Annotated in this window: 17 protein-coding genes; 7 read left to right on the forward strand and 10 right to left on the reverse strand. The window is 72.0% G+C overall.

Annotation, left to right across the window (positions count from 1 at the left end; all coding sequences use genetic code 11):
• Nucleotides 1-49: 49 nt before the first annotated feature.
• Nucleotides 50-406, reverse strand: coding sequence for an iron-sulfur cluster assembly accessory protein (locus tag AC3EQ1_RS30420; RefSeq protein WP_351509443.1), 357 nt, complete (start codon nucleotides 404-406; stop codon nucleotides 50-52).
• Between the two features lie 416 nt (nucleotides 407-822).
• On the opposite strand from AC3EQ1_RS30420, the gene nadA reads away from it, so the two are divergent.
• The gene (nadA, locus tag AC3EQ1_RS30425; protein ID WP_432097535.1) at nucleotides 823-2,010 is read left to right on the forward strand and encodes a quinolinate synthase NadA; all 1,188 of its coding nucleotides are present in this window, start codon (nucleotides 823-825) and stop codon (nucleotides 2,008-2,010) included.
• Nucleotides 2,011-2,301: 291 nt separating this feature from the next.
• On the opposite strand, the gene AC3EQ1_RS30430 is transcribed toward nadA, so the two are convergent.
• From AC3EQ1_RS30430 to AC3EQ1_RS30440, 3 genes are all read right to left on the reverse strand, one after another.
• Entirely contained in the window at nucleotides 2,302-2,649 is a 348-nt protein-coding gene (locus AC3EQ1_RS30430; protein WP_432097536.1) for a VOC family protein, read from the reverse strand.
• 154 nt (nucleotides 2,650-2,803) lie between these two features.
• Nucleotides 2,804-3,328: a hypothetical protein gene (locus AC3EQ1_RS30435; RefSeq protein WP_432097537.1), complete on the reverse strand. Its 525-nt coding sequence runs from the start codon at nucleotides 3,326-3,328 to the stop codon at nucleotides 2,804-2,806.
• Between the two features lie 173 nt (nucleotides 3,329-3,501).
• Nucleotides 3,502-4,032 (reverse strand): ATP-binding protein, encoded by a 531-nt coding sequence (locus AC3EQ1_RS30440; protein WP_432097538.1) that lies wholly within the window; start codon nucleotides 4,030-4,032, stop codon nucleotides 3,502-3,504.
• Nucleotides 4,033-4,313: 281 nt separating this feature from the next.
• Between AC3EQ1_RS30440 and AC3EQ1_RS30445 the strand changes: the two genes are divergently transcribed.
• A complete protein-coding gene (locus AC3EQ1_RS30445) occupies nucleotides 4,314-5,168 on the forward strand; it encodes a helix-turn-helix domain-containing protein (RefSeq protein WP_432097539.1) in 855 nt (284 codons plus the stop codon).
• Nucleotides 5,165-5,419: a DUF397 domain-containing protein gene (locus tag AC3EQ1_RS30450; RefSeq protein WP_432097540.1), complete on the forward strand. Its 255-nt coding sequence runs from the start codon at nucleotides 5,165-5,167 to the stop codon at nucleotides 5,417-5,419. The genes AC3EQ1_RS30445 and AC3EQ1_RS30450 overlap by 4 nt, the downstream gene beginning before the upstream one ends.
• Before the next feature lie 77 nt (nucleotides 5,420-5,496).
• Here the strand turns inward: AC3EQ1_RS30450 and AC3EQ1_RS30455 are convergent, their stop codons facing one another.
• From AC3EQ1_RS30455 to AC3EQ1_RS30475, 5 genes are all read right to left on the reverse strand, one after another.
• Nucleotides 5,497-8,727, reverse strand: a complete 3,231-nt coding sequence (locus tag AC3EQ1_RS30455; protein ID WP_432097541.1) for an efflux RND transporter permease subunit — start codon at nucleotides 8,725-8,727, stop codon at nucleotides 5,497-5,499.
• A 185-nt stretch (nucleotides 8,728-8,912) separates the two neighbouring features.
• A complete protein-coding gene (locus AC3EQ1_RS30460) occupies nucleotides 8,913-9,608 on the reverse strand; it encodes a response regulator (RefSeq protein WP_432097542.1) in 696 nt (231 codons plus the stop codon).
• A complete protein-coding gene (locus tag AC3EQ1_RS30465) occupies nucleotides 9,605-11,176 on the reverse strand; it encodes a sensor histidine kinase (RefSeq protein WP_432097543.1) in 1,572 nt (523 codons plus the stop codon). Before AC3EQ1_RS30465 ends, AC3EQ1_RS30460 begins: the two co-directional genes overlap by 4 nt.
• A 452-nt stretch (nucleotides 11,177-11,628) precedes the next feature.
• Nucleotides 11,629-11,907 carry a PspA-associated protein PspAA gene (gene pspAA, locus AC3EQ1_RS30470; protein WP_432097544.1) on the reverse strand — a complete coding sequence of 93 codons (279 nt, stop codon included), beginning with the start codon at nucleotides 11,905-11,907 and terminating at the stop codon, nucleotides 11,629-11,631.
• A gap of 34 nt (nucleotides 11,908-11,941) precedes the next feature.
• Nucleotides 11,942-12,733, reverse strand: coding sequence for a PspA/IM30 family protein (locus AC3EQ1_RS30475; protein ID WP_432097547.1), 792 nt, complete (start codon nucleotides 12,731-12,733; stop codon nucleotides 11,942-11,944).
• 394 nt (nucleotides 12,734-13,127) lie between these two features.
• Between AC3EQ1_RS30475 and AC3EQ1_RS30480 the strand changes: the two genes are divergently transcribed.
• The 3 genes from AC3EQ1_RS30480 (at nucleotide 13,128) to AC3EQ1_RS30490 (ending at nucleotide 16,666) form a co-directional block, all read left to right on the forward strand.
• Nucleotides 13,128-13,721, forward strand: a complete 594-nt coding sequence (locus AC3EQ1_RS30480; protein WP_351509395.1) for a DUF3043 domain-containing protein — start codon at nucleotides 13,128-13,130, stop codon at nucleotides 13,719-13,721.
• Between the two features lie 113 nt (nucleotides 13,722-13,834).
• Nucleotides 13,835-14,545, forward strand: coding sequence for a class I SAM-dependent methyltransferase (locus AC3EQ1_RS30485; RefSeq protein ID WP_432097548.1), 711 nt, complete (start codon nucleotides 13,835-13,837; stop codon nucleotides 14,543-14,545).
• Nucleotides 14,546-14,776: 231 nt separating this feature from the next.
• Nucleotides 14,777-16,666: an ABC transporter ATP-binding protein gene (locus AC3EQ1_RS30490; protein WP_432097545.1), complete on the forward strand. Its 1,890-nt coding sequence runs from the start codon at nucleotides 14,777-14,779 to the stop codon at nucleotides 16,664-16,666.
• A gap of 104 nt (nucleotides 16,667-16,770) precedes the next feature.
• Here AC3EQ1_RS30490 and AC3EQ1_RS30495 read toward each other — a convergent pair whose 3' ends face one another.
• A complete protein-coding gene (locus AC3EQ1_RS30495; protein WP_351509391.1) occupies nucleotides 16,771-16,980 on the reverse strand; it encodes a hypothetical protein in 210 nt (69 codons plus the stop codon).
• Nucleotides 16,981-17,108: 128 nt separating this feature from the next.
• Between AC3EQ1_RS30495 and AC3EQ1_RS30500 the strand changes: the two genes are divergently transcribed.
• Nucleotides 17,109-18,305: a bifunctional adenosylcobinamide kinase/adenosylcobinamide-phosphate guanylyltransferase gene (locus AC3EQ1_RS30500; protein ID WP_432097546.1), complete on the forward strand. Its 1,197-nt coding sequence runs from the start codon at nucleotides 17,109-17,111 to the stop codon at nucleotides 18,303-18,305.
• Nucleotides 18,306-18,440: the final 135 nt, after the last annotated feature.

The raw sequence follows: 18,440 nt of genomic DNA on the forward strand, positions 1-18,440 counted from the left end.
AGAGGGCCCCCCCTGGGGCGGCCCCGCGATGCTCAGTTGCCCGCGATCCTCAGTTGAAGGAGTCGCCGCAGGCGCAGGAGCCCGTGGCGTTCGGGTTGTCGATCGTGAAGCCCTGCTTCTCGATGGTGTCGACGAAGTCGATGGAGGCGCCGCCCAGGTACGGGGCGCTCATCCGGTCGGTGACGACCTTGACGCCGCCGAAGTCCTTCACGACATCGCCGTCGAGCGAGCGCTCGTCGAAGAAGAGCTGGTAGCGCAGGCCGGAGCAGCCACCGGGCTGGACGGCCACGCGCAGCGCGAGGTCGTCGCGGCCTTCCTGCTCCAGCAGGGCCTTGACCTTGGCCGCGGCGGCGTCGGACAGGAGGATGCCGTCACTCGCGGTGGTCTTCTCGTCCTGAACGGACATCTGCTTCTCTCCCGGGTTCGTACGGACTGCTTGCCGTCGGCTGCAACCGACGGGGCCGCGGATTCATTCCGGGCCTGGCACGTTCTCTTCGTCTTCATGCTCGCACACAGCGGCGGCTCTGGGCACGGGCTGCCCGGCGGGGCTTCGCCCAAGGGGGCGGGCCGCGAGGGAGGACCGTGGAGCGGTGCGCGGCGGCGGCCGGATCCGGCGGGGGCGCAGGAAGGCCGTTCCGGACGGGCGGGCCGACGCCGGGGCCCCTTCCACCGGGGCTTTCCTCACAGTGATCCGGGGCCGAGGGCTGGGGCCACCCGGGAATGCGTCACATCGACGCGATGACCATCGTCAAACTGACACGAAGCAGTTATGATAGATAACGTCAATCAGACGAAAAGGCTTGTCTGCGGAACACAGAAAGGGTGCGTGCAGTGACCACGGCCCAAACGCTCGACGTCCAGCCGACGCCGCTTGCCCTCCTCCTGCTCGGCCGGGAGGCCGACCCGAAGAGCGAGCGCGGCGTGGAGTGCCCCGGCGACCTGCCCTCCCCGTCCGACCCGGACCTGGTGGAGCGGGCCCGTGCGGCCAAGGCGAAGCTCGGGGAGAAGGTCTTCGTGCTGGGCCACCACTACCAGCGCGACGAAGTGATCCAGTTCGCCGATGTCACCGGTGACTCCTTCAAGCTCGCGCGGGAGGCCGCCGCCCGGCCGCAGGCCGAGTACATCGTCTTCTGCGGCGTCCACTTCATGGCCGAGTCCGCGGACATCCTCACCACGGACGCCCAGCAGGTCGTCCTGCCCGACCTGGCCGCGGGCTGCTCGATGGCCGACATGGCCACGGCCGAGCAGGTCGCCGAGTGCTGGGACGTGCTGGCCGAGGCGGGTGTGGCCGAGGTGACGGTGCCCGTCTCGTACATGAACTCCTCCGCCGACATCAAGGCCTTCACCGGCAAGCACGGCGGCACGATCTGTACCTCCTCGAACGCCAAGCGGGCGCTGGACTGGGCCTTCGAGCAGGGCGAGAAGGTCCTTTTCCTGCCCGACCAGCACCTGGGCCGCAACACCGCCGTCCGCGACATGGGCATGTCGCTGGAGGACTGCGTCGTCTACAACCCGCACAAGCCGGGCGGCGGCGTGAGCCCCGAGGAGCTGCGCGCGGCGAAGATGATCCTGTGGCGCGGGCACTGCTCGGTGCACGGCCGCTTCTCGCTGGAGTCGGTACGCGACGTCCGTGAGCGCATACCGGGCGTGAACGTACTGGTGCACCCCGAGTGCAAGAACGAGGTCGTCGCGGCGGCCGACTACGTCGGCTCCACGGAGTACATCATCAAGGCCCTGGAGGCCGCCCCGGCGGGCTCCAAGTGGGCGATCGGCACCGAGCTGAACCTGGTGCGCCGGCTGGCCAACCGGTTCGCGGACGAGGACAAGGAGATCGTCTTCCTCGACAAGACGGTCTGCTTCTGCTCGACGATGAACCGGATCGACCTGCCGCACCTGGTGTGGGCGCTGGAGTCGCTGGCCGAGGGCAATGTCGTGAACCGCATCCAGGTGGACCCGGAGACGGAGAAGTTCGCCAAGCTGGCGCTGGAGCGGATGCTGGCGCTGCCGTAGCGGTCCGCACCGCCGCCCGCCGTGGCGGCAGGAACGGGTCCCCGCCGCCGCGCGCGGGACCGTTCCCTGCGCGCGAGCGGGACCGTTCCTGGGCGCAAACAGGACCGTTCCCGGGCGCGACGGCGGAGGCGGGACGATGGATACGTGGAGAGGGGCGTCCCGGTGCCGGGGCGCCCCTCTCGTGGGTCACCCGGCGGTTTCCGCGGGACACCGGCCGCCCCGGCGCTTTCCGTGGGGCACCGGCCGCCCTTCGTGATCGACGGCGGAACCGGAGCGGAGGGCCCGCAGCGGTCAGCGGTGGCCGAGGACGTTGACCACGCGGCCGTTCGGGTCGCGGACGAAGAACCGGCGCACGCCCCACTCCTCGTCCCGCAGCTCCCGGACGATCTCCGCTCCGCTGCCGGCCACGGCCGCGTACACCGCGTCCACGTCGTCCACCTCCACGCTCATGTCGGGCGTCACGGGGGCGGTCCGGTCCTCGCTCATGAAGGTGACCTGCGCGGTGGGGTTGGCAGGAGAGGCGAGGGTCATGACCCAGCCGAGGTTCATGACCTCCTCGAGGCCCAGCAGGCCGTAGAAGTCCCGGCTCTCGTCCATGGCCTCGGACCGGATGTCGGGCACGACTCGGCGAACGGACATGGGCGTCTCCTACGGCGTGAGGGCCCCGGCGTGAGGGCGGCGTCGGCCCGATCCTGCCACCGGGGACTGACAGCGGCGGGGAGCGCGGACAGGTGCCGCGGCCCATGCCGTAGGTCCGCGTCAGCAGCGCTACGAAAGGTCCCCGTCAGCGGCGCTACGAGGCGAGGACCGTCTCGGCGAGCCAGGCGAGGCCGCCCACGACCGCCCCGTAGACGGGAACGGCGATGAGGGGCCACGGCACGGGCCGGGGGACGAGCACCTTGGCGTGGAAGGCCAGATCGCGGTACTCGGCCATGCCCTCGGTGCCGGGCAGGACCATGAACCTCGGGCGCACGGTGCAGAAGAGCAGCCAGTCGATGACCAGCAGGTCGAACAGGATGAGCGCGAGGAAGCCGGTGACCCCCAGGACGAACGGCGGCCAGAAGCCGAGCGTGCCGTCCGTGCGGGCATGGAGGTCGAGCACACCGGCCACCGGAACACCGACGAAGACCAGGAGATTCAGCACCCCGGCCACCGCCGCGGTTCGTTTGCCGCGGGCGCTCTGCTCGCCGTACCGCTCCTGGATCGCGGGCGGATAGTCGGAGAGCAACGCGTCCCGGGCCACCAGCAGGGAGCCGAGGATCACCACGGTGGCCAGTCCTGTCAGGAGGGCTGCATAACTCAGGCTGACACGCGCCATTTCCGACCATTCCATGATCACTGAACCTACTCGGCGCCGACGAAGCGTGCGCAAGTAGCTTTTCGGCACGGTTGATCAGGTGAGTGCTGACCTTCCTGCGGCACACCGCTCGGCTGCGGCACCCGACCCGAGTCACTTCCCGACCCGGGGTCGACCGATCGCACGCTCCCGGCTCAGGCGGACGACGAGGGCTGCTGGGTGCCGGGCGCGGGCGCCACAGCCTCTACGGGGTCTACGGGGCGCAGGACGCACTCGGCCCAGACCGTCTTGCCGATCCCGGGGGAACGGTCATGGCTGCCCCAGGCGGTGGCGAGGGCGTCGATGAGGAACAGACCGCGGCCCGACTCCTCGTCCTCGGACGCCTTGTGGAGGATGGGGTGTTCGGTGGCGGCGTCGGAGACCTCGATCCGCAGCATTGCCGGTTCTCGGGCGCAGAGACCTTCGGGGCGCCGGTCGGTGGAGTCCGCGCGGTTCCGGTGGGCCGGCTGCGCATGGGCGAGCGCGCCGCGCCCCTCATCAGTGACGAGCACCGCGATCCGGACCCGGAACTCCCGCCCCGGGACGTGCCCGTGGGCGACCGCGTTGGCGGTGAGCTCGCCGACGAGCAGCGCGGCCGTATCAGCCGCGTAACCCCAGCCCTCCAGGCGGCCCACGACCAGTCGGCGGGCAAGTCTGGCGCCCCTGGGGGACGAGGTGAAGGACATCTTGAACGTCTGTGCACAGGCGCCAGGTTCAGGCGAAACGATGGACGAGGACATGGCAAACCAATCGCTGAGTGAGCATAGGGCAACACTGCGTGACACATGCAGAGTGCCGGAGCCATGCGCAGAACAGCAATCGAACAATGCAGATCTGCACGACAGGGGGAAGGAGCAGGGGCCTTCGCAGCCGTCGGACAACTGCTGCTTCGGCAGAGAACGCTCAACGGCGCGAGCAACGGGCCGCCACAAGGGCAGACTTGGGACCGAACAAAGGAGGCGCCACAATGAGCGGACCAACGGTGCGACGCCGACGGTTGGGGGCGGAACTTCGTGGCCTGCGGGAGGGCATGAAGCTCACCACAGAACAGGTGGCCAAGCAGTTCGGCTGGCACAACGCCAAGGTTTCGAGGATCGAGACAGGTCGAACAGCAGCTCGGCCCGCAGATGTGGACTCATTGCTCGACTTCTACAACGTCGGCGACCCGCTCAAGCGCCGGGCGTTGACAGCTTTGGCCCGGGAGGGCAACAGGCGGGGCTGGTGGCAGACCTACACCGACGTACTGACACCCGCCTATGCGGATTTCATCAGTCTTGAGGCAGACGCACAGTCCATGCAGACCTATGAGTCCGGCCTCATTCCAGGGCTGTTTCAGACTGCCGCTTATGCACGGGAGACCATCTCTGCGATCAACATGACAGACCCGGCCGAGGAAGTGCACCGGTTGGTCGAGGTCCGCAGGGCGCGCCAAGCCGTGTTGACTCGTACGAACCCGTTGGAGGTATGGGCAGTCGTCGATGAGTCCGCCTTGCGTACCCGGATGGGCGGCAGTCCGGAGACAATGAGCGATCAACTTCAACGGCTGCTCGATGTATCCGCCCTTCCCAATGTCACCATCCAGGTCATGCCACTGGATGCCGGTCCCCATCCAGGGCGGAGCGGCGCCTTCACAGTGTTGAGCTTTCCCGAACGCCAGGACTTGGACGTCGTGCTCCTCGAAAACCTGACGAACGCCTTGTACATAGAGGAGCAACCGGAGGTGGATCGGTACACAGCCGCATTCCGTCGGCTCGTCGCCGACGCTTTGCCTCGTGACGCCTCCCTCCAGCTGATCCACGACCTGAAGGACACTGTCCAGTGAGTACCTACATTCCGGATGCCTCGACGCTGACCATCAGTTGGTCCAAGTCGAGTTACAGCGGTGGCAACAACAACTGCATCGAGTGGGCTCGTGCTGCCGTGGGAGGCTGCTACGTCCGCGACTCCAAGAACCCGGCGGGCCCTGCCCTGCTGGTGACGGCCGAGGCGTGGTCAACGTTCGTCACTGCGGTGAGCGCCGGTGAGTTCGCCGGACCGGGTGCGGATGACATGGCTGCTCTGCCTGCCGCCTGAGCAGAGAACGCCGATGGCGCCCGCCCCCGGAATGGGGACGGGCGCCATCGGTTTTGTGAACCGTGCGGCAGAGGTGGTTACACCCCGGCCGGTTCCGCCTCGCGCTCGGGCGTGGGCTCGTCGGCCTTGTCCGGCCCCGTGCCCCGCTTCGCCGCCTTCTTCTTGGCGCGGCGCTCCTTGCGCAGCTCGACCATCGCGTACAGCGTCGGCACGAGCAGCAGGGTGAGCAGCGTGGAGGTGACCAGGCCGCCGATGACCACCACGGCCAGCGGCTGCGATATGAAGCCGCCGTCACCGGTGATCGACAGCGCCATCGGCAGCAGCGCGCAGATGGTCGCCAGGGCGGTCATGAGGATCGGCCGCAGCCGGTGCCGGCCGCCCTCGACCACGGCTTCGACGATGCCGTAGCCCTGCGCCCGGTACTGGTTGATGAGGTCGATCAGCACGATCGCGTTGGTCACCACGATGCCGATCAGCATCAGCATGCCGATCAGTGCGGGAACGCCCATCGGGGTGCCCGTGGCGATCAGCAGGCCGATCGCGCCGGTCGCCGCGAACGGGATGGAGACCAGCAGGATCATCGGCTGCACAATCGAACGGAACGTGGCGACGAGGAGCATGAAGACGATCGCGATCGCCGCCAGCATCGCCAGGCCCAGGGAGCCGAAGGCCTCCTTCTGGTCCTCCGAGACACCGCTGATCTCCGCCGTGGCGCCCTCCGGAAGGTCGAGCGCGTCGATCTTCTTCTGGAGCTCCTGGCTGATGGCACCGGTGTTGTCGCCGGTCGGCTTGGCGGTGACGTTCGCCGCCCGCGCGCCGTCGATGCGGGTCATCTGCACCGGGCCGGGGACGGTCCGGACGTCGGCGATCTCGCCGAGCTTGACCGCGCCGGCCGGAGTGGCCAGCGACACCTTCTTGAGCTCGGCCTCGGTGCGGGCGGGCTTCTCCGCCTTCACCACGACGTCCCGCTCGGTGTCGTCCAGGATCGCCTTGCCGGAGGTCGTGCCGCGCACCGCCTGGGCGACGGCCTGGCCGAGGGTGGCCTCGGTGAAGCCGTACCGGGCGGCCTTGTCGTTGCCCTTGACCGAGATCCGCGGGACGCTCTGCGCCAGGTCGCTCTGGATGTCGGTGACGTCCTTGATCTCGTCGACCTCGCCGCGGACCTGCTCGGACGCCTTCTTCAGCGCGTCGGCGTCCGGGGCCTTGACCACGACGCTCAGGTCCTGGCTGCCGAAGCCGTCGCCGGCGTTGACGGTGGTGTCGCCGATGCCCTTGCCGAGCCCGTCGAGACCGTCACGGATCTTGTCGATCGTCGCCTCGGAGTCCTCCGAGTTCTTCAGCTTGAGCTGGTACGACGCCTGGTTGGCGCCGGTGCCGCCGCCGAAGGCCGCCATGATGCCGGAGGAGCCGACGGTGACCTGGTAGTCCTTCACCTCGTCGATGCCGTCGAGCATCTTCTCGATCTTCTTCGAGGAGGCGTCCGCGGCGTCCAGGCTGGTGCCCGGCTTCAGCTCCTGCTTGATCGAGAGGGTGTCCTGCTCGCCCTGGTCGAAGAAGTTGGTCTTGAGCAGCGGCGCCATGCCGAAGGTGCCGACGAGGACCACCACGGCGATCACCAGGCTGGTGAAGCGGCGACGGGTCGCGAACCGCAGGACCGGGACGTACATCCGCTGGAGCGGGCTGCGCGCCTCCTTCTCCTCGGTGGCGCGGCGCTGCTCCTCCGGGTCGCTGACGTCGGTGCCCTTGGGGGCGCGCAGGAACCAGTACGAGAGCACCGGCACCACGGTCAGGGACACGATGAGCGAGGCCAGCAGGGCGACCGTGACGGTCAGCGAGAACGGTCCGAACAGCGCGCCGACCATGCCGCCGACGACACCGATGGGCAGGAAGACGGCGACCGTGGTGAGGGTCGAGGAGGTGATCGCTCCGGAGACCTCCTTCACCGCGGTGAGGATGGCGTGCTGCCGCTCCTCGCCGTAGGACAGGTGCCGCTTGATGTTCTCCAGCACCACGATCGAGTCGTCGACGACCCGGCCGATGGCGATGGTCAGGGCGCCCAGCGTGAGCATGTTGAGCGACAGGTCGCGGGACCAGAGCACGATCAGCGTGATCACGACGGACAGCGGGATGGACACCGCGGTCACCAGCGTGGAGCGCAGCGACACCAGGAAGACCAGGATCACCACGACGGCCATGACCAGGCCGAGGAGGCCCTCGGTGGTGAGGCTGTCGATGGACTTGGAGACGGCCGGGCCCTGGTCGCTGACGACGGTCAGCTTCGCGTCCGAGCCGAGGCTCTCGCGGAGCTCGGGCAGCTTGTCCTGGACCGCGTCGGATATCGCGACGGCGCTGCCGTCCTGGCCCATCGTCATGACGACGCCGAGGCTCGGGCGGCCGTTCGTCCGGGTGATGGAGACCGGGGTGTCGGCCTCCTCCTTGACGGTGGCGATGTCGCCGAGGCGCACCGGCTTCGCCGCGCCGGCCTGGCCGCCGGACGGCGCCGGGGCACCGGCACCGGCGTCCTGGCCGCCACCCTGACCACCGCCGCCACCGGCACCGGCGCCGGCCGCGGGCGAGATCTTCAGGTCCTTGATCTGGTCGAGCGAGGTGAAGCCGCCGCCGACCTGGACGGTCTTGCTCTTGCCGTCCTCACTGAAGGAACCGGCGGGCAGGGACGCGCCATTCGCCTCCAGCACCTGGCCGAGCGCGGCGGCGCTGAGACCCGCGCGCGCCAGCTTCGCGTCGTCCGGGGTGACCGACACGATGCGGTCCTGGACGCCGTCCACGGTGACCTGGCCGACGCCCTCGATGTCCTTGAGAACGGGGACGACGGACCGGTCGAGCTGGTCGGCCAGCGCCTTCTGGTCCTTGTCCGAGGTGGCGGCGAGGACGACGGTCGGCATGTCGTCGGTGGAACCGGCGATGACCTGCGGGTCGATGGTGTCCGGCAGCTCGGGACGGGCCCGGTTCACGGCCTGCTGGACGTCGGCCACGATCTGGTCGGTGTTGTTGCCGTAGTCGAACTTGGCCATGAGGACGGCCGAGCCCTCACTCGCCGTCGAGGTGACGCCGGTGATGCCGTCGACCGTCTCGATGGTGTCCTCGAGCGGCTTGACGACCTGCTTCTCGACCACATCGGGGGACGCCCCCTGATACGGGGCCAGCACCGACACCATGGGCAGTTCGATGGGAGGCAGCAGCTGCTGCTTGAGCTGGGGAATGGCGACGGCACCGAAGGCGACCGCGACGATCGCCATGAGGGCGATCAAACCCCGCTGTACGAGGCTGATTCTGGACAGCCAGGACATGGGTGGAGAACTCTCTTCTGTTTGCTGATCGGCAGGACGGCTCGGCGACCGGGCAGTCTCTCTGGCCGGCGGGGCCATTGACGACCCGCTTATACGATCAGCCATCGGCGAGGGTGTTTTCCTCGCTCGCAGGTCGGTTCTCGTTCCGGGCGAGTACCGCAGGCGCAGTACGGTCCTCTCCCCCGTCACTCCACCCTTGGGCGTACCAGCCCTGATTCGTAGGCGATGACGACCAGCTGGGCCCGGTCGCGGGCCCGGAGTTTGGCCATCGCCCGGTTCACATGGGTCTTCACCGTGAGGGGGCTGACGACGAGCCGTTCGGCGATCTCGTCGTTGGACAGCCCGCCCGCGACGAGGACGAGCACTTCCCGCTCCCGGCCGGTCAGCGCCGCCAGCCGCTCCGCGTCGGCGGCGCGCCGGCCGGTGCCGCCCGGGCCGTCGCCCGCGGGCCCCTGGGCGAGGAAGGTCGCGATCAGCCCCTTGGTCGCGGCGGGCGAGAGCAGCGCCTCACCGGCGTCGGCGACCCGGATCGCGGAGAGCAGTTCCCCGGGTTCGGCGCCCTTGCCGAGGAAGCCGGAGGCACCGGCGCGCAGCGACTCCACCACGTACTCGTCGACCTCGAAGGTCGTCAGCATGACCACCCGGACGCCGTCCAGGGCCGGGTCGGCGCTGATCTCCCGGGTGGCGGTGAGGCCGTCGGTGCCGGGCATCCGGATGTCCATGAGGACGACGTCGGGGGTGAGTTCGCGGACGAGGCGCACCGCCTCCGCGCCGTCGGACGCCTCGCCGACCACCTGCATGTCGTCCTCGGAGTCGACGAGCACCCGGAAGGCGCTCCTCAGCAGCGTCTGGTCGTCGACGAGCAGCACCCGGATCGTCACGTCGCCCCCTCCCTGGTCGTGAGCGGCAAGCGTACGTGGACCCGGAACCCCCCTCCGTACCGAGGACCCGCCTCGCAGCTGCCGCCGAGCGCGGCGGCCCGCTCGCGCATGCCGATCAGGCCGTGCCCGCCGCCCTCGTCGTCGGCTCCGTCGTACCCGCCGTCGGACCGCTGCTGGCCGTCGCCGCGGGCGCCCCGGCTCCGGGCGGCTTCGCCCTTCTCGCCCCGGCCGTCCCGGGGGGCCGGGGTCCGGGCGGCGTCGGCCTTGCCTCCGGTGGTCTTCGTGCTCGTGCCCTTGCCGCCGGTGGCCTTCCCGCCAGTGCCCTTGCCGCCGGCGGTTCTGCCGCTGTCACTCTTGCCGCCGGCGGTTCTGACGCTGTCGCCGCGAGGGATGTCGCTCCGGGCGCCGTCCCGGCCGGTCAGCCGTGCGGCCCTCTCAGGGGCCACGGCCGTGCCGTCGTCCAGGACCGTGATCTCCAGCGCCTCCCAGGCCCGGGCGATCCGGACCGTGGCGGACGCCTGGTCGCCCGCGTGCTTGTGGATGTTGGTCAGCGCCTCCTGGACCACCCGGTAGGCGGTGAGGTCGACGGCCGCGGGGAGGTCGCCGATGACCGCGACCGCCCGGTCCGCGCTGCGGCTGTGCCAGGGGCCCTCCGGGGCGGTCGAGGACACCTCGACGTCGACGGGCAGCCCGGCGCGGGCGAACCCGTCGACGAGCTGGTCGAGCACCCCGAGGCCGGGCGCCGGTTCGGTGGGGGCCTCGGGGTCCCCGGACTGGCGGAGCAGGCCGACGGTGGCGCGCAGCTCGTGCAGCGCCGAGCGGCTGGCCTCCCGGACGTGGGCGAGGGCCTCCTTGGCCTGGTCGGGCCGGCTGTCCATGACATGGGCGGCGACCCCGGCCTGCACGTTGACCAGCGCGATGTGGTGCGCGACGACGTCGTGCAGCTCCCGGGCGATCCGCATGCGCTCCTCGGCGACCCGGCGCCGCGCCTCCTCTTCGCGGGTCCGCTCGGCCCGCTCGGCGCGCTCCCGGATGGCGTCGACGACGGCCCGGCGGCTGCGCACGGCGTCCCCGATGGCGGCGGCCAGGCCGGTCCAGGCGAGGATCCCGATGTTCTGCTGGTCGTACCAGGGCCCGGGACCGCTGTACATCGCGGCGGCGGTGAGGGCCACCACCGTGAGCGCGCCGGCCCGCCAGGTGGTGGACCGGTCGGTGCGGGAGGCGATGGTGTAGAGCGCGACGGCCGCGGACAGGGCGACCGGCGCTCCCCGCTCGTCGGGCTCGGTGAACAGCTCGACGAGGGTCAGCGCCCCGGTGACGCCGAGCACCTGCCGCGGCATCCGGCGCCGGAACACCAGGGCCGAGCAGGCGAGGAGCGCGAGGCCGACGCTCCACGGGGTGGGCGTGCGCGCGCCGATCCGCGGCCCGCTGGGGCTGTGGTCGGTCACCAGGGTGAGGAGGATGAGCGCGAGCACGACCGCCGCGAGCGCCGCGTCGAGCGCGAGCGGGTGGTCACGCAGCCAGCGCTGGGGACGGGCGAGGCCCGGTCCGACGGCGAGGGAGGTCACGAGAAGCAACGGTAAGTGCTCGCGCGGGGGTGCAGACACCATCCGGTCCGCTCCCGGGGTCCGGCCCGCGGCTCAGAGCGGCGCGCGCCGCCCTGCACGCCGGTCCGTGCATCAAGGCGCTCCCGGGGGCCGAGGGGGTGGAGGTTCCGGGGGCGGGGGGGGCCGAGATTCAGAGGGCGGGGGCGGAGATCCCGGCTCCGGGCTCCACAGCAGGCCAGGGTCCGGTCTCCACGGAAGGCCGGGGTCCGGTCTCCGAGGCTCCAGGATCGTGGGCTGCCGGGCCTGCGTTCCCAGCCGGCTGCCGGGCTTCCGGTTCCGGGCTGCTGTCGCCGGGCGCCCGGCCTCGGACTCCCCGGTCCGGGCTCCTGGTCCCGGGCTCCCCGATCCCCGGCTCCCCGGTCCCGGGCTCCTGGCGCGCCGGGCTCGGCGGGCGTCCGGCCGTCCGGGAGCTCCTACCCCGGGATGAGGCCGTCGTCCCGGAGCATGTCCCGCACCTCTTCGAGCGTCGCGTCCGGGGAGGGCAGGATCAGCTCGGACGGCTCCAGGGAGTCGTCCGGCAGCGGCTCGCCCAGCCGTCGCACCTCGTCGAGCAGGGCGCCGAGGGTGCGGCGGAAGCCGTCCTCGTCGCCGCTCTCCATCTCGGTGAGCAGTTCGTCGTCGAGTTTGTTGAGCTCGGCGAAGTGGCTGTCCGCCAGCTCCACCTGCCCTTCGCCCATGATCCGTACGATCACGACGGCCTCCCGGTACGCCTTGCCCGGCGGGGATCTACTGCTTGTCGAACCTGTGGCCCTGGGCCTGCTGCTCGTTCTGGTTCGGTGCGCCCTGGTTCTGCGCGCCGCCCTCGATGGCCTGCTGCCCGCCGCTGCCGCCCGCGAGCTCGGCCTTCATCCGCTGGAGCTCCAGCTCGACGTCCGAACCGCCGGAGAGCCGGTCCAGCTCCGCCGTGAGGTCGTCCTTGGCCGTGCCGGTGGGGTCGTCGAGCGCGCCCGAGGCCAGCAGCTCGTCGATCGCGCCGGCGCGCGCCTGGAGCTGGGCCGTCTTGTCCTCGGCCCGCTGGACGGCCATGCCGACGTCGCCCATCTCCTCGGAGATGCCGGTGAAGGCCTCGCCGATCCGGGTCTGGGCCTGGGCGGCGGTGTAGGTGGCCTTGATGGTCTCCTTCTTGGTGCGGAAGGCGTCCACCTTCGCCTGCAGCCGCTGGGCCGCGAGCGTCAGCTTCTCCTCCTCGCCCTGCAGCGTCCGGTGCTGCGTCTCCAGATCGGTGACCTGCTGCTGGAGCGCGGCGCGGCGGGACAGCGCCTCCCGGGCCAGGTCCTCGCGGCCCAGCGCGAGCGCCTTGCGGCCCTGCTCCTCCAGCTTGGTCGACTGTCCCTGGAGCTGGCCGAGCTGCAGCTCCAGCCGCTTGCGGGAGGTGGCCACGTCGGCGACGCCGCGGCGCACCTTCTGCAGCAGCTCGATCTGCTTCTGGTACGAGTAGTCGAGGGTCTCGCGCGGGTCCTCGGCCCGGTCCAGGGCCTTGTTGGCCTTCGCGCGGAAAAGCATCCCCATCCGCTTCATGACACCGCTCATGGGCCTCGCGCGCCCCCTTCGGGCTCGGACTCAGCACTCTGTTCTACAGACCCAACAGTACGGGCCCTGGTTCCATTACCGCACTGTTCGGGCGCCGATGCGCTCCTCCTCCAGGACGATCACACGAGCGTCGTGTCCGGCCCAAGGAGTAGGTGACGGGCCCCGGGCGGAGGCGACCGCGCCGACCGACGTACGGGCCACAGCCCGTGGAGGCGGGTGCCGGTGCCGCGGGTGCCGGTGCCGCGGCACCGGTGCCGTCGCCGTTCGGGCCCGGTACCCCGGTGCCGTCACCGTTGGAGCCCGGCGCCGGTACCGGTGCCGTTGCCGGATCGTGGCCGTGCGGGCTGGGGGTCCGCGGCCGGACCCCGTACCCTTGGGCTTTGTGTTCCGAAGCCGTTCCAACGACGAGCAGGCCGCCGTCACCAAGATGACCGCGGACCCGCAGCAGCCCCGTGACCCGCAGGCGCCCAAGGGCCGCCCCACTCCGAAGCGCAGCGTCGCCCAGTCGCAGCGCCGGAGCACGGCGTCCACGCCGACCAACCGCAAGGACGCCGCCAAGCGGCAGCGCGAAGCGCGCCGCGCGGACCTGGCCAAGCAGCGCGAGGCGCTGGCCAGCGGCGACGAGCGGTACCTCCCCGCCCGGGACAAGGGGCCGATCCGCCGGTTCGCCCGTGACTTCGTCGACTCCCGGTTCTGCGTCGCCGAGTTCTTCCTGCCGCTCGCGGTGCTCATCCTGGTGCTGAGCATGCTGCCGTCGCCGCAGGTCAAGAACTTCTCGCTGCTGCTGTGGCTGGTCGTCATCGTGCTGATCGTGCTCGACTCGGTCGGTGTCGCGATCCGGATGAAGAAGCAGCTCCGCACCCGCTTCCCGGGCGAGAACCTCCGCGGCGCCGTGCCGTACGCGCTGATGCGCAGCCTGCAGATGCGCCGGCTGCGGCTGCCCAAGCCGAAGGTCAAGCGGGGAGAACGGCCCTGAACGCAGCGACCGCCCAGGGAGCCGGGGATCTTCCCTCGGTGGAGTGGAACTCCGGCGGGGCGAGCGGCTGGCTCGGCGGGCTCGGGGGTCTGCGGAACACCGTCCGTCAGGAGCTGGTCGCCCGCCAGGTCGAGGAGCAGATAGCGGCGCGGTTCCCGGTGGGGCAGCGGCTGCGGGTGCTCGACGTGGGCCTCGGCCAGGGCACGCAGGCGCTCCGGCTGGCCCGGGCGGGGCACAAGATCACCGGGCTGGAGTCCGACCCGCGGATGCTGTCGACCGTCCGTACCGCGCTCGCCGCCGAGCCCGAGGGCATCCGGGAGCGGGTGCGGCTCATCGAGGGCGACGGCCGCGAGACCGGGGTGCACTTCCTGCCGGGCAGCTTCGACGTGGTGCTCTGCCACGGGGTGCTGATGTACCTGCCGGAGCCGGACCCGTTCCTGGCGGGCCTCGCCCGGGTGCTGGCACCGGGCGGGCTGCTGTCGCTGCTGGTCCGGAACGCCGACGCGCTGGCGATGCGGCCCGGGCTCGCCCGCGACTGGGAGGGCGCCCTGGCGTCCTTCGACTCCCCCGCGTACACCAACCGCATCGGCCTCCCGGTCCGGGCCGACCGGCTGGACGCGCTCACCGGCACCCTCGCCGGGATCGGCGCGCCGCTGGACACCTGGTACGGGGTGCGGGTCTTCACGGACCAGGCCGCGGAGGACGAGGAGCCGCCGACGGGCCAGGAGCTGGCCCAGCTGCTCGCCGCCGAGGACCGGGCCGGGCGCACCGACCCGTATCGCGCGGTGGCGGCGCTGCTGCACCTCTGCGGCGTACGGGGCTGACGTGCCTCGCGGTGTGCGGGGCCGACCCGCCTCGCGGTGTGCGGGGCCGACCCGCCTCGCGGTGTGCGGGGCCGACCCGCCTCGCGGTGTGCGGGGCTGAGCGGGCGCCGGGCGGCGCCGGAACGTTGCCTGCGGTCGTGCCGAGGGATCGCGCCCGGCGCGGTTCAGGTGATCAGCGTTTCGTTGCGTCCTGAGGGGTGACAGCGACCAACCCCCGGCCCAGGAGTGACCATGTCCGCAGCCGAGACCCCCTCGGCGTTATCCCCGTCCGCTTCCCCGGCTGAACGGCCGTCCGCCCGGGACACCTGGCGTGAGCTGTACGGGCGCATACGTCCGCACCGTGCCGCGGTGGCCGTCGGTGCCTTGTTGTCGCTGGTCGGCGCGGCGACCGCACTCGGCCAGCCGCTCGCCGCCAAGGCGCTGGTCGACCGGCTCGCCGCCGACGGGCCCCTCGTCGGCGTGCTCCTGCTGCTCACCGGGCTGGTACTGGCGGGCACGGTGGCCGAGGCGGCCGGTGCGTACGTGCTGGAGCGGACCGCCGAGTCGGTGGTGCTCGCGGCCCGGCGGCGGCTGATGGAACGGCTGATACGGCTGCGGATCCCGGAGATGGAGCGGACCCAGCCGGGCGACCTGATGTCCCGGGTCACCTCCGACACCACCCTGTTGCACCAGGTCACCACGCAGTCGGTGGTCTCCGCGGTCACCGGCACCCTGAGCCTGGCCGCCACCCTGGTGATGATGGCGCTGATGGACGCCGTCCTGCTCGGCGTCACCCTCGGAGTGATCGGGCTGATCGGCAGCTCGATGGGCTTTCTGCTGCCGCGGATCTCCCGGGCGGCCGAGCGGACCCAGGAGGCGGTGGGGGCGATCTCCACCGTGCTGGAGCGGGCGTTCGGCGCCTTCCGCACGATCAAGGCCTCCGGGGCGGAGGTCCGGGAGACGGCGCGGCTGGAGGAGGCGGCGCGGGACGCCTGGCGGCACGGGGTGCGGTCGGCGAAATGGCAGGCGATCGCCTCGTCGGCCGTCGGGTTCTCGGTGCAGGCGTCCTTCCTCGCGGTGCTCGGTGTGGGCGGCGCCCGGGTGGCGTCCGGCGCGATCGAGATCTCCACGCTGATCGCGTTCCTGCTGTTCCTGGTCCATCTGGCGGACCCGGTGTCCCGGCTGGTCGAGGCAGCGGAGCAGTACCAGATGGGCTCCGCGGCCATCGCGCGGATCTCCGCGGCGGAACGGCTCGGCGTCGAGCAGCTCGGTGAGGAGCGGCTCGGTGAGAAGCGGCTCGACGTAGGGCCGGAGACGGGTGGGGCGGGGCAGGTCGAGGACGGATGGGAGCGGGGCGGGGGCGTGACGCGTCAGGGCGGGCCGGTGCGGCCGGGGCGCGGCCCGGCGAGCGTGCGGTTCCAGGACGTCGGCTTCCGCTACCGCGACGAGCTGCCCCTCGTCCACGACGGCGTCTCCTTCGTCGTGCCCGGCGGCGGCCTGACGGCGTTCGTCGGCCCGTCCGGCGCGGGGAAGTCCACGGTCTTCGCCCTGATCGAGCGGTTCCACGAGGTGACGGGCGGCCGGGTGCTCGTGGACGGCGAGGACGTCCGCGACTGGCCGCTGGCCCGGCTGCGCGCGGCGATCGGCTACGTCGAGCAGGACGCCCCCGTGCTGGCCGGAACGCTGCGGGAGAACCTGGTGTTCGCCGCCCCGGACGCCACCGACGAGGAGATCCGGGACGTCCTGGTGCGCACCCGGCTGACCGGCCTCGTCGAACGGCTGCCGGACGGTCTGGAGGCCCTTGTCGGCCACCGCGGCAGTCAGCTCTCCGGCGGAGAGCGCCAGCGGGTGGCGGTCGCCCGCGCGTTGCTGCGCCGGCCCCGGCTGCTGCTGCTCGACGAGGCGACCTCGCAGCTCGACGCGGCCAATGAGCTGGCCCTGCGCGAGGTCGTCGCCGAGGCCGCCCGGCACACGACGGTGCTGGTGGTGGCGCACCGGCTGTCGACGGTGACGGCGGCCGACCGCATCGTGGTGATGGAGGCGGGGACGGTACGGGCGGTGGGGACGCATGCGGAACTGGTCGCGTCCGACGCCCTCTACGGCGAGCTGGCGGCCACGCAGTTCCTGGTGGCGGCGGGCTGAGGGGGCGGTTGAAGGGGCCTGCCCCGGGCCCCCGGCACTCCGGAACCCGGGCTCCCCGGGCCGTTCCCTGCGGACCGGCCCGGGGGTGCTCCGAACGGAACGGCTCAGGCGTCCTCGGCCTGCAGGCTCATCGGTCCGTAGATCTCGGTGCCGTCCTCGAACAGCGTCACCTGTTCGGTGCCGCCCTCCTGGAGGTCACGCCAGACCTCGCCGATCCAGGACTCCGCGTCGCCCTGCGTGCTGAACTCCTCCGGCTCGACCGCCGGCACGGTCTCCGTCCCGTCGGACTTCTCGAACCGCCACGTCCACGCCATGTCCGCCTCCTCAAGTCCCGCCGAGTAGCTGCTCCCCCGCAGCCTAATGGGCCTGCCGCGGCCACCGCTCGGAGGTCGCGGGGGTGCCCCCGCGCGCCCGGGACGCGGCGACGCGAGACGATCGGGGCGTGGAACTCACTTTCCTCGGCACCGGAGCCCCCGGCGGGCTGCCCCGCCCCGACTGCCCATGCGCCGCGTGCGCGACCGCCGTCGGCGGCGACGCGCGCGCCGCGACCTCACTGCTGGTGGACGGGGCGCTGCTGCTCGACCTGACACCGGGCGCCGCGCTGGCCGCCGCCCGTGCGGGGCAGTCGCTCGTCGGGGTGCGGCAGGTCCTGCTGTCCCATCCGCAGAACGGGCCCGCCGTCGAGGTGCCGGCCGGGCTGCCCGCGCCGGGCCGGGTGCCGGACGGGCGGGAACTCGCGCTGATCAGCGGTCACCGGGTGCGGGCCGTCGCGGTGGACGTGCCCGGCACCGGCTACGTGGTCACCGGCGCGGACGGCGAACGGCTGCTGTATCTGCCGCCGGGCGCCGCCCCGGCGGGCCTCCCGGAAGGGCTCGCCCCGTACGACACGGCCGTGCTCGACGTCGTCGGACGGCCCGACGCGCTCGCCCGGCTGCGGGCCGCGGGCACGGTCACGGAGGCGACCGAGGTGGTCGCCGCGCACCTCGACCACGATGTGCCACCGGGCGCCGAACTGCGCCGCCGGCTGGCCGCGGCGGGGGCCCGCGCGGTGGCGGACGGGGAGACGATGCGGGTGGGCGACCACCCCACGGTGCCCGCGCCGCCGCGCCGCACGCTGGTCCTCGGCGGGGCGCGGTCGGGGAAGTCGGTGGAGGCGGAACGGCGCCTGGAGTCCTTCGCGGAGGTGGTGTACGTCGCGACGAGCGGCACCCGTGAGGGGGACGAGGACTGGGCGGCCCGGGTCTCCCTCCACCGGGAGCGCCGGCCCGGCTCCTGGCGCACCGTCGAGACCTGCGATCTGGTGCCGCTGCTCGCCGAGGAGGGGCCGCCGCTGCTCATCGACTGCCTCGCGCTGTGGCTGACGGACGCCATGGACGCGGTCGGGGCCTGGGACGACGACCGCTGGGCGGCGGGGGGTCGGCGGGAACTCCGGGAGCGGACGGACGCGCTGGTGGCGGCGGTACGGGGGACCCGGCGCCGGGTGGTCGCCGTGTCGAACGAGGTGGGGTCGGGGGTGGTGCCGGCGACGGCTTCCGGGCGGCGCTTCCGGGATGAACTCGGGCGGCTCAATGCGGGGTTCGCGGCGGAGTGCGAGCAGGTGTTGCTGGTGGTGGCGGGGCAGGCGGTGCCGCTTCGCTGACGCTTGGTCGTGGGGGGGGCGGGAGCGTGGTTCGGGGGCGGGCTTGGCGCGGGAGCGTTGCCCGGCGCGGGAGCGTTGGTGCGTGCCGGGGGAGGGGGGGGGGGGGGGGGGGGGGGGGGGGGGGGGGGGGGGGGG

The organism is Streptomyces sp. bgisy100 (assembly GCF_057709105.1).